Annotated in this window: 21 protein-coding genes and 2 pseudogenes; 4 read left to right on the top strand and 19 right to left on the bottom strand. The window is 44.2% G+C overall.

Annotated elements, in window-relative coordinates; translation table 11 throughout:
* Window positions 1–70: 70 nt before the first annotated feature.
* The 3 genes from EYS13_RS15690 to EYS13_RS15680 form a co-directional block, all read right to left on the bottom strand.
* The gene (locus EYS13_RS15690; RefSeq protein WP_227764570.1) at window positions 71–871 is read right to left on the bottom strand and encodes an ExeA family protein; all 801 of its coding nucleotides are present in this window, start codon (window positions 869–871) and stop codon (window positions 71–73) included.
* On the bottom strand, window positions 871–2,154 hold the full coding sequence (locus EYS13_RS15685) for a Mu transposase C-terminal domain-containing protein (protein WP_227764567.1): 1,284 nt from the start codon (window positions 2,152–2,154) through the stop codon (window positions 871–873). Before EYS13_RS15685 ends, EYS13_RS15690 begins: the two co-directional genes overlap by 1 nt.
* Before the next feature lie 230 nt (window positions 2,155–2,384).
* Entirely contained in the window at window positions 2,385–2,846 is a 462-nt protein-coding gene (locus tag EYS13_RS15680; RefSeq protein ID WP_227764565.1) for a DUF6431 domain-containing protein, read from the bottom strand.
* A gap of 259 nt (window positions 2,847–3,105) precedes the next feature.
* On the opposite strand from EYS13_RS15680, the gene EYS13_RS15675 reads away from it, so the two are divergent.
* The 3 genes from EYS13_RS15675 to EYS13_RS15665 are packed head-to-tail and all read left to right on the top strand — an operon-like array spanning window position 3,106 to window position 6,330.
* Window positions 3,106–4,338: a site-specific integrase gene (locus EYS13_RS15675; RefSeq protein WP_227764564.1), complete on the top strand. Its 1,233-nt coding sequence runs from the start codon at window positions 3,106–3,108 to the stop codon at window positions 4,336–4,338.
* Window positions 4,335–5,315, top strand: a complete 981-nt coding sequence (locus EYS13_RS15670) for a tyrosine-type recombinase/integrase (protein WP_227764561.1) — start codon at window positions 4,335–4,337, stop codon at window positions 5,313–5,315. Before EYS13_RS15675 ends, EYS13_RS15670 begins: the two co-directional genes overlap by 4 nt.
* A complete protein-coding gene (locus tag EYS13_RS15665) occupies window positions 5,305–6,330 on the top strand; it encodes a tyrosine-type recombinase/integrase (RefSeq protein ID WP_227764558.1) in 1,026 nt (341 codons plus the stop codon). Before EYS13_RS15670 ends, EYS13_RS15665 begins: the two co-directional genes overlap by 11 nt.
* Window positions 6,331–6,348: 18 nt before the next feature.
* Here the strand turns inward: EYS13_RS15665 and tnpC are convergent.
* The 7 genes and pseudogenes from tnpC to EYS13_RS15630 form a co-directional block, all read right to left on the bottom strand.
* Window positions 6,349–7,398: pseudogene (gene tnpC / locus EYS13_RS15660) on the bottom strand (IS66 family transposase); the annotation flags it as partial.
* 67 nt (window positions 7,399–7,465) lie between these two features.
* Complete coding sequence (tnpB, locus tag EYS13_RS15655) at window positions 7,466–7,825, bottom strand: IS66 family insertion sequence element accessory protein TnpB (RefSeq protein WP_227764556.1); 360 nt, start codon at window positions 7,823–7,825, stop codon at window positions 7,466–7,468.
* Window positions 7,822–8,124 carry an IS66 family insertion sequence element accessory protein TnpA gene (gene tnpA, locus EYS13_RS15650; RefSeq protein ID WP_227764554.1) on the bottom strand — a complete coding sequence of 101 codons (303 nt, stop codon included), beginning with the start codon at window positions 8,122–8,124 and terminating at the stop codon, window positions 7,822–7,824. Before tnpA ends, tnpB begins: the two co-directional genes overlap by 4 nt.
* A gap of 84 nt (window positions 8,125–8,208) precedes the next feature.
* Window positions 8,209–8,559, bottom strand: a complete 351-nt coding sequence (locus EYS13_RS15645) for a HEPN domain-containing protein (protein WP_227764552.1) — start codon at window positions 8,557–8,559, stop codon at window positions 8,209–8,211.
* Window positions 8,552–8,860, bottom strand: a complete 309-nt coding sequence (locus EYS13_RS15640) for a nucleotidyltransferase domain-containing protein (protein WP_227764549.1) — start codon at window positions 8,858–8,860, stop codon at window positions 8,552–8,554. The genes EYS13_RS15645 and EYS13_RS15640 overlap by 8 nt, the downstream gene beginning before the upstream one ends.
* Before the next feature lie 325 nt (window positions 8,861–9,185).
* Window positions 9,186–9,461, bottom strand: coding sequence for a transposase (locus EYS13_RS15635; protein ID WP_227764547.1), 276 nt, complete (start codon window positions 9,459–9,461; stop codon window positions 9,186–9,188).
* Between the two features lie 65 nt (window positions 9,462–9,526).
* Window positions 9,527–9,967, bottom strand: a pseudogene (locus EYS13_RS15630) (transposase); the annotation flags it as partial.
* A 44-nt stretch (window positions 9,968–10,011) separates the two neighbouring features.
* Between EYS13_RS15630 and EYS13_RS16660 the strand changes: the two are divergent.
* Entirely contained in the window at window positions 10,012–10,215 is a 204-nt protein-coding gene (locus EYS13_RS16660; protein ID WP_423055286.1) for a DUF5348 domain-containing protein, read from the top strand.
* A gap of 139 nt (window positions 10,216–10,354) precedes the next feature.
* Here EYS13_RS16660 and EYS13_RS15620 read toward each other — a convergent pair whose 3' ends face one another.
* From EYS13_RS15620 to glmM, 9 genes are all read right to left on the bottom strand, one after another.
* Window positions 10,355–11,080: a hypothetical protein gene (locus EYS13_RS15620; protein WP_227764544.1), complete on the bottom strand. Its 726-nt coding sequence runs from the start codon at window positions 11,078–11,080 to the stop codon at window positions 10,355–10,357.
* Window positions 11,081–11,091: 11 nt separating this feature from the next.
* A complete protein-coding gene (locus EYS13_RS15615; protein WP_227764542.1) occupies window positions 11,092–12,024 on the bottom strand; it encodes a ComEC/Rec2 family competence protein in 933 nt (310 codons plus the stop codon).
* A 32-nt stretch (window positions 12,025–12,056) separates the two neighbouring features.
* Window positions 12,057–14,768, bottom strand: a complete 2,712-nt coding sequence (locus EYS13_RS15610; RefSeq protein ID WP_227764540.1) for a phospholipase D-like domain-containing anti-phage protein — start codon at window positions 14,766–14,768, stop codon at window positions 12,057–12,059.
* A 14-nt stretch (window positions 14,769–14,782) separates the two neighbouring features.
* Window positions 14,783–17,725, bottom strand: a complete 2,943-nt coding sequence (locus EYS13_RS15605; RefSeq protein ID WP_227764539.1) for an anti-phage-associated DUF1156 domain-containing protein — start codon at window positions 17,723–17,725, stop codon at window positions 14,783–14,785.
* Entirely contained in the window at window positions 17,718–18,287 is a 570-nt protein-coding gene (locus EYS13_RS15600; RefSeq protein WP_227764537.1) for a DUF3780 domain-containing protein, read from the bottom strand. Before EYS13_RS15600 ends, EYS13_RS15605 begins: the two co-directional genes overlap by 8 nt.
* Window positions 18,288–21,398 carry a DUF499 family protein gene (locus tag EYS13_RS15595; RefSeq protein ID WP_227764536.1) on the bottom strand — a complete coding sequence of 1,037 codons (3,111 nt, stop codon included), beginning with the start codon at window positions 21,396–21,398 and terminating at the stop codon, window positions 18,288–18,290. It lies immediately after the preceding gene.
* 571 nt (window positions 21,399–21,969) lie between these two features.
* Window positions 21,970–23,793, bottom strand: coding sequence for a glutamine--fructose-6-phosphate transaminase (isomerizing) (gene glmS, locus EYS13_RS15590; protein ID WP_227764534.1), 1,824 nt, complete (start codon window positions 23,791–23,793; stop codon window positions 21,970–21,972).
* A 50-nt stretch (window positions 23,794–23,843) separates the two neighbouring features.
* Window positions 23,844–23,993, bottom strand: coding sequence for a hypothetical protein (locus EYS13_RS15585; protein WP_227764532.1), 150 nt, complete (start codon window positions 23,991–23,993; stop codon window positions 23,844–23,846).
* 290 nt (window positions 23,994–24,283) lie between these two features.
* Window positions 24,284–25,615, bottom strand: coding sequence for a phosphoglucosamine mutase (glmM, locus tag EYS13_RS15580; protein ID WP_227764530.1), 1,332 nt, complete (start codon window positions 25,613–25,615; stop codon window positions 24,284–24,286).
* Window positions 25,616–25,632 lie beyond the last annotated feature (17 nt).

Genomic DNA, 25,632 nt, shown 5'->3' with positions numbered 1-25,632 from the left:
TTTCTTTAGCAGCAGGGCGAATTAATCTATCAATCTGCCCAGTTTTTTTAAGCAGCCGTAGTTCTTAAGTTTAAAGACCTGCTTCCTGAGCAGATTTAATTACCGCCTCTTCATCAATACATTCAAGTCTTTTCTGGCACCCATAAAGCAGGCAGTTAGTAGCTAAATTGTTGATGAGTCTTGGCCATCCCCTAGAACGGGTGGCAATAGCCTCCACTGCTTGTGGAGAAAATATTTCAAATTTAGCACCTGCTAACTCCAGGTGATGTAAGATATAGTTTTTCACCTCTTCTTTATCTAAGGGTGTGACCTTGTAACGCATGATAATACGCTGATTTAACGACTGATTATGGGATAAAGCTAAACGATCCAGTAGATAAGGCAATCCCGCCAATACCAAAATAAACGGATTATCCGAATCCATTGTAAAATTAAACAGGATGCTTAAGTCATTTAGAAACTTGTTGTTAGATAACTGCATTTCATCTAGAATAAATACAGGAGTTATCTTTTTTTCATAAAATAGGCTGGTTACTCCCTCTTGAATTTGCTTAAATAGATCAACTTTTCTAAAGGTAGGTTCTTCACCTAGCCCATAGCACAGTCCCCGGTAAAAATCCATCACCGTACCTGTAGACAAAGGAAAATAAATAACTTTGTAAAGTGAGGGATTTAAGCTTAAAGCAAAGTTTCTGAGGACAGAAGTTTTACCGGCACCAGGCTCACCCACTACCACCCCAATGCCCCTTGAATCTTTAAGGTAATTAAGCCGTGCCATTAATTCAGTAAAGCTTTTAGAGGGAAAAAGGTGCTTTGTCTCAATTTCTTTGGTAAATGGTTTTCTGCTTAGAGAGTAAAATGCTCTATACATTATGTTCCCTCCCTGGAATCATACATTTCCTGAAAGGATAGCGCGGCTTCTTCTTTTTCCTTTTGCCTTTTTTCCCTTTTAATTCTGGCGTTATCACTGTAAATTACAGGCAAAGCTTTGGCCACTTCTTTCCCCTCTACATAGATAAACACCTGTTCTAGTTTTTCAGGATCAAAACGAACCTCGATTTGTTGCCCAATAAACTGGGGAGGCACTTCAAAAAGCAAGGAATTAATTGAGATAGTGCCATCATGCTTAACCTTACGCTTTTCTCTTTTTAAGAAAAGGGCGTCCAAAGCTTTGGGGTTATCTATCATTTTTACCCGGCTAAACTGAGACATAAACATGTCTAGTGGGCTCATCTCAAGAGCGGAATGAACCTTTCGATGATAATCTTCCTCCAGCCAACGCCAAAAGGCTTGGTTTAAGGTCTCGATTGAAGTAAGAGCATCTTTAGTTAAAGTAGGCAAGAACCTCTGGCGTACGGTACCGAAAAAACGTTCGATTTTCCCTTTACTTGCCGCATCATAGGGTTTGGTATGAATTAAGGTGATACCTAACGAAGCACATGCTATGCTAAACTGGTCCGATTTGTATACTTTACCGTTATCCACATAGATCATCTTAGGAATGCCTCTACGTATTAATGCTTCTTTAAACACATGCTTTAGGGAATCAAATTTCTCGGATAAAACGAACTCAGCATAGGGAACAAGCCTTGAACAATCATCAATAAAAGCAAATAGATTTGTCCTAACCTTTTTACCGGAAACAATAATATAGGGGCCTACTGCCATATCGCCTTGCCAAAGTATGTTCACTTCTTCATAACTGAATCTTTTTCTGTCGGGAGATTTAGTTTCTACTTTCCCTACCAGCCCTTCATTTTTTAGAAACCTATATAGGGTCGAGTATGAGATATTTTGAGGCAAAAAGAGTGCATCTTTAACCAGTTTTTCATAAAACAACGTTACATTCAGTTCCCGATGTTCGCTACGCAAAGCCAAAATTTTTTCTTTCAATTCTTCGGGGATGTTTCTTACAGAACCTTTATCAGACCGACCCTTAGGCTTTAATCCCTCAAAACCACATCTACGATATGCTTTAACCCAAAATTCTATCGTTTTAGGGGCAAATTCTTTTACGCCGTAGTGGGGCACATCATGGGGGTGACTAGCAATTTGAGCTAGATAGTCTTTTTGACTGGTAACCTGTCCATTTAAAATGGGCGCAATTAGGCCGTAACGAAATAGGGCAACTGCTTCTCTTTCTTTTTCATCCATTTTTTCTTACTCCTCATAATGTTTTTTTGTAGCTAGCCGGCTAGAAACTCTCAAAAAACATTTTAGAGGAAGAAAGACCGTGGCTCCACGCAAAAGTTATGTGGTTCAAGATTTAACTTAATTTTTAACGCTTTTTGTAGTAAAATTAATTTGCATTTGGTTGGGCCATGAACGCTCTTAGGAAGTGATTATGAAACCTTTGGCTGAAGGTTTCCACTGTGGCTGCAGTGTTAATCAAATCCATGAGCTTCATGGCTTTTTCTTTTTTTATCCTGCATAATATATGCGCCGTAACCCTTATCCCTAAAAAAGGCCTCTATCCAGTTTAAGTTATTCATAAATCTTTTTTTAATGAACTGTAGATGCTGGCGTTTCAGGTTTAGAAGAACCTGTTTACCTGATGCAGCGCATTGGATTAATTTCATAATCACTCTTAGAGGTAGCTGATAGTAGGGTAATAGGAAGATCGGCAACAGGGAAATAGTTTTACAGCAGGAGGGGCAGAAATACCTGCAAACCGGTACTTTTACTGCCTTCTTTATGAGGTGTATATATCTCCAGTAAAAGCCATGCCTTTTTAGTTTTACTTTAGCTTTGCAGCTAGGGCATACTTCAAATGCCGGGAAATGATTCTCTATGCCTAGTTTAATGTATTTGGTCATACTGATTTTAAAGTCGTAAAGTATTTGCAAGATGCTCACCCTAATTCACTTTGACAAAATTATATCAAATAAAATTAGGGATGCTTAGCCTTAAAGGTAAATAGAAAATGAAAAATCTACTCCGGTTTTGGAGTAGATAAATTAAAAGTTTACATCCGAGATGTATGATTATCCGAGGAGATTCTGCGCGGCTGTATAACTGCTGAATTTTCACCGTTCTTCTCAAATAATCCTGCCCCTATTACAATAGAAATGTACCTCAATATTTCTGTTGTGAAAGGAGGCAGTTATGAGTACAAGACAATACGGATGCCAGTCGTTTGATTCATTGAAGAAGGGTCTACTAAAACTACTTCAGGACAAGGCCTACAGAAATGATACTATCAATAATTATCGCCGGAAGTTGAATCAGCTTGAGCGATATATGATTGAGAATGACATCGTTACTTATGACCCGTCTGTCGGCCAGAGATTTATTGATAATTATTTTTCAACGCATGTACTCAGCAAAGGAAACCGGCAATACATTAATACAGTCATTCATCGATTAGATGATTACTGTGTTGGTGAGTATCAAATCCAGCGAAAACAGGAACTCACCCCGTTGCCCGAAAGATACACCACATTGATGGATGCATATCTGCAGAAATGCAGGGATGATGGAAACAGGGAATCAACAATCATTGGAAAGAGATATTTCCTTCGGGAATTCTATTGCCATCTCGAATCCCTTGGATGCCATGACCTAAGGGATGCGGACGCTGCCATCATCGGCAGGGCATGCCTCATGCAGAACAACAAAGACGGATGGGCTGTCATTAGGATGTTTCTGCGGTATCTAAATTGTGCCGGTCTGATAAATCATGATTTCTCAACTATCATCCCTCATTTTAAGAGAGCGTTCCGCCTTCCGAGTACCTATACAGAGGATGAAATCAACCGTTTTGAGGAAACGATAGATACTAACTCCAAAATCGGGAAACGCGATTATGCGATGCTGCTTCTCGCAACTCGGCTTGGTATGAGATCCGGCGATATAGTAAACCTCACTTTTTCGTCGCTTGACTTCGGTAACGACACTATCAGTATTACACAGGAAAAGACGGGTGAGCCTCTTGTCCTTCCCATGATCCCAGCTGTAAAAACTGCATTAGCTGATTATCTTAAGAACGGAAGGCCGGAATCGGGTCAGCCTTATGTATTCCTGAGGGCAAATGCCCCGTTCGAGAAGATAACTGCTTCTGTAGTCCGCTTCGAGACTAATAAATATTTCGGTAAAGCTGGCATAGATATCACTGATAAGAAGCATGGTCCCCATGTGTTCCGTTCTTCTCTGGCCAGTTCAATGATAAATCATTTGGTGTCATACGATGTAGTACGGAAAATCCTTGGACATACAGACCCTGATGCCGTCAAGCACTATGCAAGGGTTGATATCGAGAGGCTTCGCGAGTATGCTATTGAGCCTCCTGCACCTTCCGGTTGTTTCAAAGAGTTTCTGGAAGGGAGGCGGCGGTTATGACAACATTCAATAGCCCCTTCCGGAAAGAACTTGAAGATTTCTTGTCCTTGCGACAGGTATCACTCAGTAAGAGCGCATATGCCCATGACTGTCATTATCTTGCAGATTTTGATGCGTTTGCAGCTAGATATACAAATGAAAAGTCCGTATCAGAAGCCTTGATTAATAACTGGATTCATACCCTGAACGGAAAAAGCAGTTCCATAGCAAATAAGGTTATAGTCATACGTATTTTTCTTAAGTACCTTAACAGTATCGGGATTACCGCTTACATTCCTCCGATACCCAAGGTCGCTGATGATTATGTCCCACATATCTTCTCGGATGAGGAACTGGAACGGATATATCAACAGGCAGACAATCTTGATGCCTCAAACACAAAGAAGAATCCGCTGATTCAGTTCGAGTTTCCCATGGTCATCAGGCTCATGTATGGCTGCGGGCTCCGGATAGGAGAGACGCTTGCCTTAAAGATGAGGGATGTCGACCTGATTGGTGGGTTCTTGATTATGAGGCATACAAAAGGTAACAAGCAGCGTCTGGTGCCGATGAATCCTTTGTTGACTGAGATTCTGGAACGTTACTGTCTGGCAATGGGCATCGTTGGGGTTCCAGATGCCTGGCTGTTTCCCGTTTATGGAAAAGATGAGTCAATGACGCCGAGGGATGCCCAGCACTGGTTTGAGAAGATACTCCGTCTTGCGGAGATATCTTTTCCTGGACGGAAAAAGCATGAACGCGGTCCCTGCCTGCATTGCATGCGTCATGCTTTCGTCTTCAAGTCCTTTATCGCTGCAGAAAAAGCCGGGAGAAGGATTGATGATTCAGTACCTTATCTCTCCATATATCTCGGGCATGACAGCCTGCAGGAAACCGAAAAATACATGAAGTTCAGCAGTGAACTGTTCCCCGAGGCAATGGAGCTGTTCTCTGATTATTCAGCAGATGTATTTCCGGAGGTGGCGTATGAAACATAAAGCCTCCTCATTTCTTAAACTGCTGAACAGTTTTTTAACAGAATACCTTCCGGGTGCTGTAGGTGCCAGCCCGAATACGATAAAATCGTACAAAGCAGCTTTCAGACTGCTTCTGAAATATATGTATCAGGAGAAAGGTATCTCAGCTGACCAGATATCTTTTGAGACTCTCGATTACCAGACAATGATCGACTTCTTGTTGTGGCTTGAAAAGTCCCGAGGATGTAGTGCAACCACCAAGAACCAGCGCCTGTCAGCACTCGCGTCATTCTCCTCTTATGCACAAAACAGGGATTTCGCAGCTGCGTCGACATTCAGAAGCAGTGTCACAAAGATTCCGATGAAGAAGGCCACACATAAGAATCGGGCGATCTTCACAAGAGAAGAGGTCACAATCCTGCTGAGGCTTCCGGACGATCACTATGAGATCGGTCTTAGGGATAAAGTACTTCTGAGTCTCATGTATGCTAGTGGCGCAAGGGCTCAGGAAATATGTGACCTTACTGTGAAGGACATTCAATTCTCAGAAAAAGGCGCTTCTCTTAACATCACTGGAAAGGGACATAAAAAGAGAAGAATTGGGATTTCTTATGCATGCGTGTCTCTTTTGAAGGGCTACATTGATCATAGGAAGATAGCATCGCTTCCGGAAAGGCATATATTCTCCAGCCAGACACACGAAAAGATGACCGTATCCTGCATCGAAGAAATTTTCAAAAAATATGTCTGGATAGCAAAGCAGAAGAATCCCGGCTTATTTATTGATAACAGTTATACGCCCCATTCAATGAGGCACTCGACAGCAAGCCATATGTTAGAAGCAGGTGTCCCGCTTGCTGTGATTAAGAATTTTCTGGGGCACTCGTCATTACAGTCGACTCAGATTTATGCTGAGATATCTCAGAATACTGTGGATAAGCATCTGAAGGAGTGGAATGAGCGGTGGTTCTCAATACCGGCTAACGCAGATCATAACACTGTCCGTGACAATGAGTTGCCTGATTTTCTACGATGATTGTTTCATTATGATTATCTGAGAAGGTTTTAAAGCTTTACCTATCTCTTCAGCTTTAAGCATACTTTCTCGGATAATCATACATCTGGGATAATGGGCCCAACATCCAACTAAAGTGATATCCGGCAGCCCGTTATAGCCTGCATAACCGTCGACGTGCAAATATCCCTTAAAACCTGATAAAAACCGGCAGGGATGCTTGCTCGCCCGGGTCGTCTGGTAATCATAGAGGACTATTGCCGGGCCTTCCCGTCCGGTACGGTAGAGCCATAGGTAAGACGTGCTTTCTGCCGGGCGGCCTGGTTCACGCAACACTTGCAAGGTAGTTTCGTCAGAATGCAAGATATCTCGTTTTAGCAGATGCTGGTGCATCCTCTCGTATAGGGGATATAGCCATCGTTCTGCACCCTGGACCATCCAGTTGGCCAAAGTTTGCCTGGACAGTTCTATACCCAGACGGGACAACTGCTGCTCCTGACGATAAAGCGGCAGGCCTTCCACATATTTTTGTGTCATGATGTAAGCCATGGCTGAGGGGGAAACTAAACTTCCCGGCAACACAGGTGCAGGCATGGGTGCGGTTACGATGGGCGTTTGAATATTCTCCCGGTCACAGTGCCGGCAAGCGTAAACGTAACGCACATGTTTGACTACATAAGCCTGGGCAGGGATGATCTTAAGCTCCTGCCTTACCTCTGTACTCATTTCATGTAACGCTCCGCCACAACAGGGACACACCTGTTCTTCGGGAGGCAGGCGGTATTCGATGGTCTCTACCGGCAGGTTTTCCAACTGCGCCTCACGGTGCCCTTGTTTCTTGCGACGACGATAGGTAATTTCCTCAATTGTGGGTTCTTTTGAGGATGGTTGAGCCTCCGCTTCCGCCTCGTTAAAAAGCTGCAGTTGATCTGGGTTAGTCTTCTCGCTGGAAGTGCCAAATTGTCGATGTTGGCTTAGGTGGAACTGTTCCATAAACCAGTTTAGCTTGGCGGTAAGTTCTGCGTTTTGCTGCTCCAGTAAAGCGCATCTATTTTGAAGTTCTTCGATGGTTTTGGCGGTATTATTCATAAAGTTTTAATTCGACATAGGCCCTTTAAAAACCTTTAAAATCGAGACTTAAAGCCAAATAAAAAGGTTACAGCACTGTCCGTGCAGTAACCTTAGGGTGAGCCTGACGTTGCTGAAGGGGTAGGCCGTCTAGTAACCAGCGTAACTCCCGGCGAGTAATCGTTGTGACAGTGGCTGTACTGTTTTTCTCCGGCCACTGGAATTTTCCTTTCTCCAGCCGCCGGTAATGAAGCCAAAAACCATTATGCTCCCACTGGAGGATTTTAAGTTTATCACGTTTCCGGTTACAGAATACAAAAAGGGCGGGAGAAAAAGGATCTAGTTCAAATCCTTCTTTGACCAAAACTGCTAAGCCATCAATGGACTTACGAAGGTCCGTGCTTCCGCAGGCCAGGTAAACCCGTTCCAAGTTTGATTCACCTATCATTGTGCACTCAGCACTTTCACCACGTCTGCTAATAATTTTGGATCAAACCCTGACTTGACTTCTACTGCGACCTGGCCTACCCTTACCAACAAAGAAGTTTGAAGGCATGTGTCGCTAAGATTGAGTGGCAGCCAAGATAATGTAGTCACAGTGGATGTCTGTTTCTCTTTTCTAAGCCAGTACCTTAATTGATGGAGCTTTACGTTGTTGGCCACACACCATGCAGGTGCACTCTGGCCGCTCTCTTTAAATTCCTTTACCCTGGCTGCCCAAAAGTCTCGTAGTTCTTCTTTAGTCATGAAAAAATCCTCCTTTATCGACTCTATTTTGCTAAGAGTATCTCATAAAGAAGGATGGTGGGCTAGGTGGGGGCTATTTGACGCTTACGCTATTTTAATACATTCTTCTGCATCTTCTTTGCTTACCAAAAGAGGATCCTCTGCAGGGTATCTGGTCTCAATATAATATGTGTTTACAAAAGCCATATCCTTTATGAATTCACCCAAAGCCTTATCATAAGACATAGCCTTCTTACAGAGCTTAACCAAATTATGCCCTTCTTGCAGTTCTCCTGTAGCATTTATAAGAAAGCCTTTTAGATATTTCTCTATAGCTTGTTGGCAATGAAAACATACTATCCCATTATCGGCATCATGCTCATGTAAAATTTCAGCACTTCTCATATCCTTTTTTGCCATCTCAAACCATTCTTTATGCTTTATCGAATCAACCAATCAAACTCACCCCTGTTCTTTTAATGATGTTTGCAAAGCTTGCCTTGTCATCTTTATATCTCGACCACTCTGATGGTGTATATATGACTATGTCCAAATCCACATCATATTCTATATCAACAAGCATCTCTCTTAATGTTTGCCTTTTATTTTGTGTCTCAAGGATTACGCAAATATCTATGTCGCTGCCACGCTTAACCAAGCCCTTCGCACATGAGCCAAAAAGGATAATATCCTTTGGAGTGTATTTATTTATAATCTGATTCTTTATTTTTTCAATCTCATTATCATAAGGACACATATTATCACCCTATGCTTCTTTGTTTTTTCTAATTTTTATTATAGCATCAACAACACCTAATATTTCAGCCCTTTGCAATATCTTCGTAGAACATTAATTTAATGTGGTACTTTGATTGTTACCACCCAAGCACATTCGGATTGACCCCCGAATTTTGGACAAAGTTTCTTAATTTCTCATGATTTCACACGATTGCATCTTTGTTTAACCTGTTGACTATTTCCTTATGGTTTAAGAAGCGCGTCAAGGTTTCGCTTCGCCGCGTTGCGACCTTGACCCTTTCTTAAACCATAAGACTTTATTCTTACAGGTTAAACGAATAATTCTAAACCGTAATTTTCAAGACTTTTTCGCCATTTCTAAGGTAGAGGAGCTTTTTAAGTTTATCGTTCTCGGTTTCAAGTTCGTTATAGTAACTATTATTAACAGTTTTCCCCTTATTATTTTTTTGCACAGGAGGGTTTTTATATTGTTTTACCCATTTGGCAACCATTGATTTAGCAATTTCATGCTGCCGGGCTACTAAGGACATATTGCCCGTCTCAATTGCTTCTTTGACTATTTGTTGTTTAAATTCATCGCTGTATTTTTTCCTGGTCATAAAAATTCCCCCTACACTAAGTTTATCATTGCTTAAGAAACGATGTCCAATCCAGTTAGGGGGCTTAAGAGCCCTTGGTCTATGTAACTATACAAAGTTTTGGTGCAGACAATGGTAGCATCTTGCCATTTAGGATCTCGTTTGCATAAACCGGCAACTGCATCTGGCGACCATTTTTCGTGCAGTATCTTATCTTCTGCAAATTTTAGAAAATCTTCAACTTGAGCCAGCTTGCATTTTGCTCCACAATTCATGCGATTTTTTTCATACACCGCCTGTCCAGTTTCGGGGAAATAATCTTCATAAGTTGATAAATCCGAACGCCTTTGAATTGTGGTTCCTCTTTTAATTTCGCGACTAATTGTACTTGGTGAGCGACCTAGCTTGTTAGCAATATAACGTTGAGTTTTACCTTCTTTTAAGAGAGCGGCAATCTGACCTCGTTCAAAAACACTTAGGTGTTTAAAAGAACGTACAGTTGTGGTAGACTTGGATTGAACAGCCATAGTAGAGACCTCCTGTATGTTTGGAGTAGACACCTAAATCATACATGATTTCTCACTATGGTTGTTTATTTTTTTACTGTATTTTACCTGTTGCATTTAATTTTACAATGAACCGAGATGTTTTTGATTTATTAATCGGTTCAAACAGTATTCCTTGCCGCATAGAGTACGATTATCAGTGGTATGTGATTATGCCGGGAGCCCGCTTCAATTTGCGGATTGGGAATTCGTACAAGGTGGAAATCTAACATCATCCGGGAAGGTGGCGACAAAGCAGTCTCACCTTCTCGGTCACTGGCCAGTATGTCCGTCATACTCTGGACACCATATACTGGCAGTTACAGGTCATTATGATGCGTCAGTAACACTATAAAACCTTTCTCCTTACTAAAAAGCGAGATGTTTTTCAATTATTTTATCTAAATATTGTTCTAATTCTTCTTTGCTTAATTTATCAATATCTTCCTCAAAAATTTCTTCATTAGGATAATGTCTTTTATGTATTTCAATTGCAATTAACAAAAAATTCTTCAATATTAATTTATATTGAGCATGATTTTCTTCTTGCCATATTTCTACCACATTTTGGTTTAGGGTTTTTTCAGCTTTTCTTATTAGTTTATCCCGATATAAATCTAAAACAAAATCAAAAATAAACATAGCTATAACAAAAAATATCGGAACTAAATAAACGAAAATAAGTATATCTTGAACATTATTAATTCTTGGCTTTGTTATTATACCACTGGAACTTAACGAGATAAAAAGGGATATTAATTTACCGTTCACTCCATTAAAAGGGGAGTACTTCTCCATTTTATTAGCTCTATTTATAATGCTATTTTTAACCGCACATAACGTATTCCATTTTGTCTGAAAGATGTCCCGTTGAACAGAAAAAGCCCTAACAGCAGAAGCGACTGCTGTGAAAAGATGAGTTAAATAAATATATGCATTTTCATCTTCTTTATAATCACTTCTCAATTTTATAAAATATTCTTCAATCAACATGTGCCCAAACTTGGCGTGGTTTTGATTGCCTGACCTATGGGCGGGTAAAGCCAACACTAAATCTAATGCTTGTTCTATTCTCAAAGGTATTTTCCCACTCATATTTATCACCTTCAATCGTCCTTATGATACTGCCAATCAATACTGCCATTTCCATTATCATCAACGCTTACTACAATATTTCCCCTATACCTCGTGGATAGAACTTTCTTTCTTGTGTACTTTTTATATTTGTTATGAGCATCTGTATCGGGCTTTTTCCCTACAGAAACAATTGTGTATTCAGGGTTAATTAACTTCACAGCATCTTCATGAAAACCAGATTCCCTACCATGGTGTGCGGCCTTTAATATGTTAATATTAGATATTTTATCAGAATAATTCTCAACAATATAATCCCAGCATTCTTTTTCTGCATCGCCCGCTAAAATAAATTTATAGCCTTTATGTGTTATCAATAGGACATAACTTAACAGATTCCAATTATTTTTCTCCTTAGCTAATTTTTTTAAATCTGGAGTGGGACAAAGTAACTCTATTCCATCATCTGTCCAATATTGACCAGTGTCACCAGCATTATTAACAATATTTTTTGGATTATTACTTGAGTTTTTTAATTCAATGTAAGTATCCCAGTCTTCTTCTTTATATTCTGTTTCTTCAAAATCTGGTTTTTCTACATCAACGCCACTGTGCCAAAAATTTGTTATTGAAATCTGTCCCTTTTTAACAAGATCATACAAACCAGACATGTGATCCATATGAGGATGAGTCAGCACAAATCGAAAAATTGAATTAATGCCCTGATTTTTCAGATATTCAATAGGATTACATAGCGGAATATTATATCCTTTTTCGAAAAGCACTTGACTAAAAGATTTAAATAAAAGTTCATATTTGCTAATACCATATTGTTCCATAAGCTCCTGTTTAGTTTCTTCGTCCAATGCTTGTCCATTATTTATATCTACTAGTATCGTCCTTTCAGGAAATTGTATTAAAGCACAATCGCCGTGACCTACATTTAAAAAATGGATTTTAAACATTTAGAATATCGCCCCCTAATTACCAATAATAATTATTTCCACCCTGCCATCAGATGCTTCCGCTTTTCCCTGCCGTCCAGCACCTTAGCACAGCTTTCCCAGTCAACTTTGCCCACATGAACATGGTATCTTAATTCAAAAGGGTGCTGTTTGGGAATGACATCAATCCTTCGCTTTGCTTCCTCAATATCATTTAGTGCAACATTAATCCAGACATCTTCTAAAACGTCAGGAATCTGCCCGAACATGCCGTAGATATTGGCAAACCGCTCGGAAAGGAGAGAATGCACCCTGTCCTCCACCGACCCTTTATACCTCATGTTGTAAATAAAAACTTTGTCATAAACCTGCCCGATACGCTGAATCCTGCCTTTTCTCTGTTCTAGCCGTGTAGGGTTCCAGGGCAGGTCAAGGTTTATCAGTGAACCCAAAGTCTGTAGATTTAACCCTTCGCTGGCAGCGTCTGTACCTACCAAAACCCGCAGTTCCCGCCTTCTTACCATCTGCTTGATTTCTTCCTTGCTCCGTTTTTCATAAATGTCGCCGATAAATATTCCTGATTTATCTCCGCCTGCATAAATACCGATTTTTTCATTAGGCAGGTCGTTGGATAAATTCTCGGCCACCCAGTAGGCAGAATCATAATATTGTGAAAAGATAATGCAGCCCCGTCCGATCCAATTATCTTCGAGCAGAAGTTTGAGCAGCAGCTTGTATTTTGGGTCTTTTTCCTTATTGGCATTAAGGGTTTCAATAAATTTCACCAGGCAGGTTCTTTCTTCATCCGTTATGTTTTTGATTTCGCTCTGCAGGGCCTTTTCTTCTGCAATATCCTCTTCTTCATAGTCTTCCTCATCAATAACCTGGCCCCAGTTAGCAAGCATTTTTTCTGCAGTGTTTTTGCCTGCAACGATGGTGCTGCCGACCCTTTTTAAGAGCAAAGTCTTTAAAAATCCGCCGCCCTTTACCCTCTTCTGCAAGAGTTCGCAAAATTCTTCCGCATACCCGTAGGCTTCTTTCAAATACGGCGGCAAGACAATGGCTTCCTCATCGCTCTCCCCCAGCAATTCTACCTCGACTTTTTTCAGATACGGCTCGCCTGTTTCGGGATTGATGGTGTTTTCCAGGAAATCCCGTGTCCTGCGCACTATATGTCTGATAAAAGGGTTATGTTCCGTAATAAAATTATCATCAATTATTCTCCCGATCCTTCTTTGGTCAGGTCGGCTTAACTGTTCTCTCGCTTCGGGCTTGATGACAAATTCATCATCAGCCATGCCGAGCTGCCGCCTGATGCGTCCAAAGGTCATCTCACCCTCGGCAGCAGGCGGGAAAGGATTCCTGATCCATTCCCAGTTTTCCTTATCAAAGCGGTCGAGGCTTTCTTTGCCCATGATCAGGTTAATGGCTCTGACAGGATATCTTCTCCACATACTGAACGGACTGCCCAGCACACTGTCGCTGCCCTGGGCCAGGACGTTTAAAAGATCCCAGGCTTCAATGGGATACAGCTGCACAGGGGTAGCAGTAGCCAACAACATGCTTTTGGTGCGTTTGGAGATTTCAAGGAGGAATTTCAGCAAATTATTGGGGTTTGGTTTTTCATCCTCTTTGCCAGGGCCTAAATTCTTTCTTCTTGCCCTGTGGGCTTCATCGACGATGACGCATTCGTATTCCATATTCAAAAGGTGCTGTATCTGTTCCGAATTGGCAGTGATCAACCCCTGGGAAATAATGCCCACCCGCCTGGGGCACCTTTTGATAGCTCCGTCGTCGCTGGCAGGGTACTTGACGCCGTTTTCGTCCACCCATTCCCTGCCGTCCCAGACTGCCGAGGGCATATCCAAGAGAGTGTTAACCTCATCCTGCCACTGCCATAAAAGGGTCTTGGGGACGATAGCCAGGATGGGTTTGTCACCGTAAAAGGCCATGAGCTGGGCCGATAAGGCAAGCTGGACCGTCTTGCCCAGCCCGACCATATCAGCCAGCACATACCTTGCCCCGTACTTTTTGTGGTCGTTAAAGGCCAGATTTACGAAATATTTTTGGTGTTCCCACAGTCCCAACTCCTGACGGTAGACGGGAGCCTCAACAACAGCAGAAGCAGGCTCTGGGTCTGCCTTCCACTCATCTACTGAATAGATGACCTTCCGTTCAGAGATCCTTTTGATATCTTCAACGATAAAGTCCGCCAGTGGGACAGCATAGGGGCTGTTCCAGAAATAATCGAATTCCTCCTGGACCCATTTTACCCCCTCCTCGGAATCGTCTTCCCAGAGGATTTCGTAATTTAACTTCCAGCCTGTATAAGTTTCGTTTACGCTGCCGATAAAAGATGTTTTTCTCCCATCTTTTAGGGTAATGACTCCTGCCTTTCCGTGGATAAGGCCGAAGACATCGTTGGGAACCACTTTGATCTGGAGTTTTCCGCTATTAATCAGGTCATAAAGCTTTTTCAATCTTCTAGGGGCACTGCTGTATATTTCCTCGGGCTTTTTGCTGCACCACTCCCGCCGCATGGCATTGACCGCAGCGCTGGCCGTAACAGCATCTTCCTTTTGCATTTCTGCGTTGCAGACAACCCTGACACATCCCTTGATTTCTTCAAGGGCTTCACCCGCTATCTCCAAGATGGAAGAACTGAAATAACCCGCAATCCTGTCGTAGCTCAGCGCTCCTTTTAACTTTTCATTTAAGAATGCTTCATCCAACTTTTTTCGTCTGGAAGAATACCGATAAATCATTCCCCTTCACCTGCTTATACACTATCATTCTTTACAAGTTCGGCCAGGAGCCTGGCATACCTTGCCTCTTCCTTCCAGTGGGGCATATTTTCTATATTTTCGAAAGCGGATATAAATTCAAGGATCTCTACGATTGTGTTTCGCTGGCTCCAGTAGTTGGGCAGTTCGTTTTTCAGCCAATTTCTGCCCTGTATGGTGTCTTCGGCTTTGATCGCCTGATGTAGAGCCGCCAGCACATTGCGGAGCAGGGATTTGCTGAAGCTGTCGGCACCGCCCAAGCCGCGCATGCCGAATTCCATGGCAGTCTTAAGCCTCGCCTGATTGGCACGGATGGAAGCAAGGAGGTCTTTGTATTCTCTTACCCCAAACCCCCTGGCTAATTCCTGATAAGCCCCGATTTGGTAGATGCCGTCTTTTTCCAGGTCAAGCCCTTTGATGTAGAACCTTTCTTCGGACGTCAGCATTTTCCAGAGATATGAATCAAAGCCGCTGGGCGTCAGATAGTCGTAAGCTATTTTTACCGCCTCGTTGATGATTTTCTCTACAGGGGATTCATCTCCAGAAACTCTGGTCTTGGAAAGCTCGTAGTTGACATCAATGTCTTCAATCTGCCTATATGAAGTCAGTACCTTCAGGGAAGCCGCATAGGCCGCCAGCAGGTAATCCGTATCGCTGAAATTGGGATCTTCCTTATCATCCAGCTCCCGCATGCTGTCAATCTGTCTTTTTATTTCCAGCTCGATCTCGGGATAGAGCTCGTCGAGATAGGCTGTTTCTTCGGAAGTCTGCTTGCGCAGCACAAGGAGCACAGTGCCTTTAACATAGTTGCCCTGCTTAAGGCCGCTGGCATCGGTTTCCGTGGCAATATTCCAGGCTGCCGTAACCCTTAATCCTGCTGCCCAGAGAATCAGGGTCAAGTCTGCCCACACGCCTACATTCTGGTGGGTAAACATGACAATCTGCATACCGTCCTTGGGCATTTGTTCCGCCAGATTCCGATAGATCTCCACCATGCTCTGGTTAAAACTCTCGCCCGTCCCCTTTACCGCCAGAGCCCTTTTGCTGTCGGCATACCACTCGGGGAAGATATCGAGGAGCATCTTTTTGTCCCAGGCGAGGAAGAATTCTGATAGTTCATGGTAGTTTATTGCATCAGCATAAGGGGGGTCGGTAAGCCAGATCTCTGCTATATTTTTAATTTGACGAGCGTCAGATGTTGTTAAAACATTGATATTATATCTAATGGTAAAGTTGTTCATAGAAAATAACCAACTATTTTTTAAATTTGTTAACCCACGGGTCCCATAATTGAAAAGAGTATTTAAAGCCTGATTGAGAAATGTATTTTGTGAATTCTCTACTCCTGCTCCTGAATGCCATACTCCTAATTTTGAATTCCAGTCACAGCACTTATTCACCCCCAGCAGCCCCACAACCTTCTCCTTCTTCGTCTTCGCATACTGATCAATCAGTTCCATCAGCAGCCCGTGCACCAAGAGCTGCCTGGGATTGAACAGCTGGTGCCAGTAAGTCCAGCCTCTTTCCCTCATTAGCCTCGAGGTTTCGTCCCCTTCTTCAATCCTGCTGTTTGGAATATACCCCTTCTCCTGCCACTCCGCAAACCTTTCCTCAAGGAGCCGCACCACCTTTTTTTCTCTTTCCAGAGCCCCATCGGTGGGTGCGGTGTAATATCTTTCGGTCTTTACGTTTCCCTTTTCATCCACATACTCCCTTTTATACCTGATACAGTAGAGCCGCTCCTGAAAGACATCGTCGGGGCGGGGGATAAATTCATGGGCTTCCCAGCGGCGCAGGCCGTATTCCACCGTTCTATCATCGTGCTTTCTGTCCCTGCGGATAGCAGTTATAGGGGTGGTATTTTTACAGTGGGGGCAGTAAAGACTGCTGTCTTGGATGGTCGCCATCTTCTCCGCCTGCCCCATTTCCGCCTTGGTGGCATCGGATTTTATTTCAATATCAAACCCTTTTTTATCTGCGTTTTCTTTTAAAATAGCTACCGTATTTGTCCCCTTGCCAATCACCCAAGAAGGAGCTAAAGGCACTCGCCAGCCGCATTCGGGGCAGACCGTTTCATTGCAGTAAAGATATGAGTTTGCCCTGTGTCCCTCTTCATTGTGCTCGATCCCCCACGCGGTAATTTGCTTGTCGGCCAGTTCAAAGATCTTCTCCTGAAATGCCCGCAAGCTTGTGATCTCCTCCTCGGAACTACCGTTGATATTAAGAGCTGCCCAGGTCAAAAGCATGGCGATGGGGTTTAAATCAGAGGCATAAACATCACAGCCCATCCTTGCCGCTTCAAAGGGGACGCTCCCCCCGCCACAGAAGCAGTCACCCACCACAGGGATTTTGCCGAACCTTCTCCTGCCAAGTTCCTGCACTAGTTCCTGAAGGGTTGAGGCGTTTGTGCCAAGATATTCGTTGATCTTTTTCCATTCTGTTTCGGGGAGGTTGTCCACTTCTTCAGGCCTTACACAGTAAGTTAATTTCTGGTCATAAGACAGCCTGTTGAAGACCAGCCGCTGCAGGTTTTCCTTTTCTTCCCTGGTTATATCTTTGCGGTAAGATATCTTACCATTACTTTCTTCTTTAAAGTACCTTTTTCTCTCCCCTGGGGTGAGGTTGTCATAGATCTCTTGCATTGGGATGGATTTATTTTTCCTCAGCCACAGTCCTGCTTCGTCCATGGTCAGGATTTTTAAAAATATCTCCCGATCCTTTTTGGGGTTATCGTTGGCAGGCATTAACAACCCCAGCAAAGCTGCCCTAATAAGGATGAGGGGCTTTCTGCCCCACCATTTGCCAAGTCCCGTCAAGGTCTGTCCTAAATTTGCCTTTCTTTCCTTATAGCTTTCCTTGGATACCTTTGATACTGGGAATTGCACCTCTATAAATGATTGCTCAGAATAAGCCATCCTCACACCGCCTCTTTTAGTCATCTATTTTCCTGCCGATCAGCAGGTCGAAAAGCTCCATCTGCCGATTGGACTCTTCCACGGGGTTTTCGGTAAGGGCATATCTTACCGCCTTGCGCCAGCCACGTTTGTCATTCAGCCCACCCGAGGCGGCATTGGTCATGGTAAAAAGCCACCAGCGCTCCTCGGGGCTTAAACCCAGCCAGTTTTTTATCGCCGTCGGGATGACCGACGGGTCGCAGTCCTCAATGGCCCAGGCCAAAAGCACCATTTCCTTGCCAAAAAGACGCTGGACAGGTACCTGCCCGATATGCCATTTGCCAACGGGCAGCTTTTCCTTTTTCAGCCTGCTGTTGAATTCGTCCTTCAGGGCATCTTCGATGAGCTTCCATTTGTATTTGCCCAGCTCCACTTTCGGCCTGTCAATGGTATAATCAATAGTATGGACCTCTGCGTCCTCCTGCCACTTGAAGCGTTCGTAGATAATCACCTTCCCGTCATTACTGCGGGGAATAACCACTAAAAAATGGTGCTGCGACTCAAAAGGATCAAAACCAAAACCGATTGTCCTTCTTCTTTCCGCCATTTATTGTACAATCTCCTGTTCCTTAAAATCTTGCAATGATTTTTTCTTCGTGGCCACCCAGTCCATAAAGTTCTGCCCCGTGGCAAACCGTGCCGTGCCGTATTCCAGGCTGATGTTCACTTTACCATCAGCTATGAAATTATTTCTTACGGCATCAATGCTGTTTTCCAAACGCTCTATCTCCACTTTCAGGGAAGAATCAATGGTCAGCTCAATCCAGCCTTTTTCACCGCCGCCATCATCAACCCTGTACAAGGTTACAATCACATCGGAGAGTTCTGCGCCATGTTTCTTTAAGAGGCCGAGCTCGTGGTAGGTTTCCGCCGTATCGCTGGTTTTGCACCTTTTATACAGTTTAAGAGGCTTATCTTTATAAATGGTAATGCTAGTTCCTTTTGTCCTATCTATCTTTATTTGGATGGTTTCCGAATAAATGCCCTGGGCTTCCGCTACTGCCAAAACAAAGGCAGAGTCTTTGGGAACGATAATCTCACCGTCGCAAATACCGCCGTATTCTTTGGGATTTGAGCCGTCCGTGGTATATTTGATTGTGGTGGCGGGCGCTGACAGAAGTTCCACGACCTTATCATCACCTCTGTCAAAAACCCTGTATTTGAGGGTGATTTTATTCTGCCACTCCACGGGGTCACCAGTTTCATGTCCTCCTGTGCTGTCTACGCACAAAAACGACAGTTTAAGTTCTCGTGTCCTAAATTCGTTTAAATTCTCCACCAGGTTGGAAGCCGTCGTGGCAGGCGCCCCGACTTCGTAGTAAACCTTGTCCCCATACTGGGGGATAAGTTTCAGGGTCACCTCTCCCGTTGAGTCATCCCTGCGAAGTTCCTGAATCAAAACCTTTGTTTTTTCTTTCGGGAACGGTGGTTTTTCAATATAGCCGCCGTGCTCCCGCCAGATACCTTTTTTCAGCATGTCGTCTTTTAAATCATCAAGAGCCCGCGGTAGGTGCCACTGCCAGGCAGGGTTGGTGGCCGCCCGATCTTTAATATCGCTCCAGCGCATTTCCTTCTGGGTAAATAAACGGTCTTCGCATTTTTTTCTGAAGTTATCGTCCGTCACATCAACGGTAAATTTCTGCCTCTGCAAAAGGACATCCCTGATTTGTTTTTCCCCGTTATAATCATTGCCTGTAAATTCCATAAAGAAGTCAGCCTTTAACAGCCCAGTTTTGGCAGGGTAGTAGAGCTGCACAAAGGTTTCCCTGGCTGCCTGCAAAAGCTCCAGCTTGATCCTGTCCCGTTTTTCCAGAGCCTTCTGGTACTGGGGATTGTTCTCGGGCACTTTTTCTTCTTCCATCCTGGCAATAATCTGGTTGATCGCCCTGTGCTCCTTGGCAGCGTGATAGAGTTTATCCATGGTGCTTCTTGTGCCTGATAAAAACATCACCCTGTTTTTATAGCGTTCGTTTTCGTAGAATTTCTGTAAGTCTGGATGTAGGCCCGAGCCTCCCGTATAGGGTTCGAAAAGCACAAGGAGTACCTTATCTTCGGAAAGGCTGATTTCATCCACGGCTGGGAAGACCTGCACCTTTTGATAACAATCCCCTACGGTCGGTTTAAATTTTTCCTCCAGAAAAGCCCTTAATTCTTTTTTGGCGCTTTCGTTATCGTAAGAATCCACCAGCGAGTTTAATTCGGCAATGAGGTTTTTGGTGTTTTTGAAAAAGATCCTGCCGTCCCTGTCAGTAAAGAGATACCATGCCCGCATGACAAATTCATCCAGGGCCCTTTTGACCCGCGTAATGTCCTTCCCTGGCTCGCACAAATACCCTATTGTTTCCTGCAAGGAAAGCCCCAGAAGAGCATTTGGAATGTCGGCAAGGGATGCAACCAAAACCAACTTAGCTAAATCCTGCATGCAGGTTTCGTTCATTGTAGCATCAACAATTTCGGCGACAGCTTTACCATTGGAGGCAATATCATGGGCAATGGCGTTAGCAAGGGAAGGTTTAATCTGGGTCACGGCTGTAAGCATTTCTGGATCGTTGAGGTCAAAAACATAGACATTAACCAGATACTTCTCCTGGGCCTTTGGCTTGTCTCCTCTGTATAACTGGGAAATGATAATCCTCATGAGGCGGATGAGGCCTCTAGTCTGCTGGAAGCCTGGATTTTCTTTAAAGCGGGCGTACAAGTCCCTGATGGAAGGGTGGAATGGGTAAGAATCTTTAATCCCCACAAAAACCTGTTCTGGGGATAGATTGGTATACCCCATTTGTTTCGCTTCCAGGACGGCTTGTTTGTAGGCGTTAGCAATTTCATTTATTTCACTTTCCCCAGGCAGCTCCTTAAAAAGCCTTCTCCTTAAGATGTGATAGATTTCATCTGATGTGCTGCTTACTGGCTCAATGTTTAAAGCAGAACGGTTGACCTCGTTTTCCAGTTCCTTAAAAGATGACTGCAATAACTCGCTTCCGCTCTCATATGTGGCTTTTAAGTCGGAAATAACAAGGCAAACGTTGGAAAGCTCCTCTTTGCCCAAAGCATTGAACAGATTGGCCAAGGCTGTAGTTGTCACTGTGGCCAAATTCGAATCGCCGATCATTTTCGCTTTAGCGTTTTCCAGGTAAGGAGGCAACTCGTCCAGCAAAATAAGGAGCGGCTCTCCCTTTAAAAGGTTAATCCAGGCTGTCTGCCCAGGCGCCTGCAGAGGGGTATAATAATCCTTAAAGACTTCTTTCTTACCCAACTGCTCGGCAATGGCTCCCCAGATGCCGTATGGTGCATCGCTTTCCCTGCCTGTGAAGGCCACAACCTTGATTTTTCCCAGATGGCTGTCTCTGAATCTATCCCCCATTACTTTCTGCCTTAACTCGGGATGCTTGGCCAAAAGTCCTAGGGCAATCATGTTGTGGGTTTTACCGCCGCCCATGGATTGGGTCAGTTTTATCAGGCCCGTCGATCCCTGCCTGTGGAAACGCTTGAAAGCAGTTTCCAATAAGACTTTCATCCCTTGAGTTAGGAAGTTCTCCTCAAAAAAGCGCTGGGGATCGATGCGGTTTTCAATTAAATCAGTTAGATCTAAGACATCATCCCTTTGCGTTTCATCAAAGACGCTCTCTCTCGGCCTACAGAGTTCAAACAAGGTTTTCACTTTTTCAGCCCCTCTCTTATTCCACTTCATATTTTAAAAACTTATACAACTTAATCCATTATTCCAGGCTTGTCCTGCCTGCCGCATCGAATAATCCGCCGTTCTTTGTCCTTATCAAGAGTGAAAAAATAGGTATAAACCATGTTGCGCAGCAGATGACTAATTGTCAAATAATACTTTCGGCCAGGCTTTCAAAATAACAAAGCTCAGTATAGGAGACATTAATAATTATAAGAAAGCCATTTCCAAATGCCTCCAGTTGTTAATTTCAAAAAACCTTTCCGTTTCCTCCCCTCCAACCCGCTTAAAATAAGCATGGGATTTTATGGGAGGAAATAAAGTTTTTCAGTTAATCAGTACTGATTTCCATATTCTTTTTCAAATTCCTCTCTATTTTGTCTGTAAAAAGTTGTTCGAAATGGGCAGGATCAAGGATAAAAGGAAAAAAGGGATAAGTGGCGTAAACCTTGCTTTTCAAGGCTTTGCACTTATCCCTTTGTTATTTCATTATGACTTGAACCTTAACCCTTTCCCCTTATCACTCCCTAAACGGAACCCCTTTTTTCGCGCCCTACTCCACCGTAACACTCTTGGCCAAATTCCGTGGCTTATCCACGTCGCTGCCTCTGGCGACGGCGGCGTAGTAGGCCAGGAGTTGCAAAGGTATTACAGTGAGGACCGGGGCCAGGATGGGCAGAGTTTTGGGCAGGTAAATTACCTGATCCACCGATGCTTGAATTTCTTCGTTCCCTGCGAAAGCTACGGCGGTGACGTTGGCTCCCCGGGCTTTTACTTCTTTAATGTTGCTGACCATTTTATCAAAAAGTGCTTCCTGGGTTGCCAGGGCAATTACCGGGATATTGTCTACAATGAGGGCTAATGTGCCATGTTTAAGTTCGCCTGCAGCGTAAGCTTCAGCATGAATGTAGGAGATCTCTTTTAGTTTTAAGGCTCCTTCCAAGCCGACAGCGAAATCTATACCACGGCCAATGAAAAACGCATCTTCCCATTTGGCAATGCTCTTAGCCCACAATTCAATATTTGCAGCCTGTCCCAGTACTTCATCAGCTAACTCAGGTAATTTTTTTATAGCTAAAGCGAGCTCTTCCGCCTCATGCTGTGAAATCATCCCTTTAGCCTGGGCGAGGTGCATACTCAAAAGATAGATAGCCACCAGCTGCGTAATATATGCTTTAGTGGAAGCTACGGCAATTTCCGGCCCGGCCCAGGTGTAAATCACTTCATCAGCTTCCCTGGAAACGGAGCTACCTACCACGTTGGTAATTGCCACAACTTTAGCTTTCCTTGCTTTGGCCTCCCGGAGAGCAGCTAAAGTATCTGCTGTTTCCCCGGACTGGCTGATTACCAGCACCAGTGTCTTTTCGTCGACCAGCGGGTCCCGGTAGCGGAACTCTGAAGCAATATCCACTTCAACCGGTATGCGCAACATCTTTTCCATCACGTATTTGCCTACCATACCGGCATAGGAGGCAGTCCCGCAGGCTACCACCGCAATTTTTTCGAACTTCGCAATCTCTGTCGGGGTCATTTGCAAACCTAAGTCCACAATTCCTGCATCGTTAATGCGCCCGGAAGTCGTATCCTTTATTGCACGGGGCTGCTCAAAGATCTCTTTCAGCATGAAGTGGGGGTAACCGCCCCGCTCGGCTGCCTGGATATCCCACTGTACATGGAAAATTTCTTTAACAATTTTCTCTCCCAGGGAATTATATACGGTAACGCCATCTGCAGTTAAGACAGCCATTTCGCCATCTTCCAGGATGTAAGTCTCCCTGGTATGGTTGAGAATTGCCGGGATGTCGGATGCCAGGAAATACTCTTCCTGTCCAAGGCCCACAACCAGCGGGCTGTCCTTGCGCACTGCCACTATTTTGTCCGGCTCTTTGGTGCTCATTATGGCCAAGGCATAGGAACCCTCCAATAAACGGACCATGTCTTGTACTGCAGCTGCCAAATCACCTTTGTAGTGATGCTCAATTAAGTGGGGCAGCACCTCGGTATCTGTCTCGGACTTAAAAGTATGTCCTTTATTAATCAACCATTCTTTCAGCTTTTGGTAGTTTTCAATGATGCCGTTATGCACTACCACAAAAGCATCGCTGCATCCTGTATGAGGATGGGCATTTGTATCGGAAGGCTTACCGTGGGTAGCCCAGCGGGTGTGGCCTATTCCCATGTAGCCTGCGGGTAAATTATCCACTAATTTATCTTTTAATACTTGCAATTTGCCAACTGTTTTCGCAATTTCCAAGCTACTGTCCGCTAAGACAGCTATTCCCGCGGAATCATAGCCCCTGTACTCTAATTTCTCCAACCCTCCCAACAAAATGGGAGCTGCCTGCTTTTTGCCTAAATATCCTACAATACCACACATTTTCCACTCACTCCTTACGTTGATTTGAAAAAAGCGTAAGGAAACGGAACTTAGCTACCCGGCAGTATTTGTGCTAAAGATTGCTCTTTAGGTTTGTACCGCCTTTGCGGTCGTAGCCGACCGGGAGGACACCCGCCGAAATTTCGATCATCCTCCTCCTCGTCAACCATGCCGCCGGTGGCGGCAGTCGTTAGACTCATGTCGGTGCACCCAACATGTGGTTCTGGCGCTTTCTGTTTTTTTATGTTCCATTTCTTACGCTAAAGGGAAATAGCTCCAGTTTCACCTCCATTCCAGAGTATCTATCACCGCCCATTGGCTTGGGTCCCCGGTTGCACGCTGCAAACCGGGACCGGCGACCGGTGACTTATATGCAACAAAAATAATCATAACATTATTTCAGACGTTTTGAAACAAGATTTAGTTCCTTCCGAACCCTGGAAAGATTTGGCTAAGGCTCTCAGTTGAAGGCTGACGGCTGCATTGGCCATCAGCCCCTGATTATACTTGCCAGCCGCTCTGCTATTTCTTCCAATTGGCCTTGTTCAGGCCCTTCAGCCATAATCCGGATGAGGGGTTCCGTGCCGGAGGGACGGACCAGGATGCGGCCTTCTTCCCCTAAGGTAGCTTCAGCTTCCTCGATGGCTTTAAGAAAAGCCGGGTTTTCCATCGCCTGTTTTTTATCCTGCACCCGTACGTTCACCAAGACTTGGGGAAAACGTTTCATCCGGGCCGCCAAAGCGCTGAGCGGCTGCCCGCTTTCAACTGCTGCCAAAAGGAGCTGGAGTGCCGTCATCAGTCCGTCGCCGGTGGTATTATGGTCCAGGAAAATGATATGTCCCGACTGCTCGCCTCCCAGACTTGCCCCGCTCCTGACCATTTCTTCCAAAACATAACGGTCTCCCACCTTGACCTGTTTCACTGCTATTCCGGCTTTCTTCAATGCCTGGTGCAGTCCCAAGTTGCTCATAACGGTAACTACAACGGTGTTATTTTTCAGCAGCCCTTTTTCTTTCAGCCTCAAGCCGCAAATGACCATAATCTGGTCCCCGTCCACCAGGTTGCCCTTTTCATCCACAGCCAGTACCCGGTCGGCATCACCGTCGTGGGCCAGGCCCAGGTGGGCCTTATGCATAACTACTGCCTCCATCAGGCTTTCCGGGTGGGTTGAGCCGGAGTTTAGATTGATATTAGTACCATCCGGATTATTATGTAAACAAATTACTTCCGCGCCCAAAGCCCGTAAGACCATTGGTGTAACTCTATAGGAGGCGCCGTTGGCGCAGTCAACCACGATTTTTAACCCTGCCAGGCTCCCCTGGAAAGTGCTTTTAGCAAAGTCAGCATATATCTCTACTGCATTGTCCACTTCAATTATTCTGCCAACCTCTGTTCCTGTGGGCCTGGGAGCGGTATCCTCTTCTGCTAATACCATGCCCTCAATTTGCTCTTCCACTTCATCGGGGAGCTTATAGCCCCTTGAGTCAAAAAACTTAATGCCGTTATCAGCCACCGGGTTATGAGAAGCAGAAATGACAGCGCCAGCGGTAGCTCCCAGTTTTTTGGTCAAATAGGCAATACCGGGTGTTGGCAGTACACCCAGCCGGTAAACATTGACTCCGGCAGAGAGAATACCCGCCGTTAAAGCAGCTTCCAGCATGTCTCCTGAAATCCTGGTATCCTTGCCAATCGCAATGGTGGCCTCTTTGCTGTCCTTGGCCAGCTGGTTGGCTGCAGCCCTCCCAAGCTTAAAAGCCAGTTCAGGGGTCAGTTCTTTGTTAGCTACGCCCCGTACTCCATCCGTACCAAATAAAACTCCCATAACATTAACTCCTCTCG

The sequence above is a fragment of the Zhaonella formicivorans genome, assembly GCF_004353525.1.
In the GTDB taxonomy this organism is placed as follows: Bacteria; Bacillota; DUOV01; order DUOV01; family Zhaonellaceae; genus Zhaonella; species Zhaonella formicivorans.
Note: the sequence above shows the minus strand (reverse complement) of the source record. Positions and strands in the feature narration are given on the sequence as shown.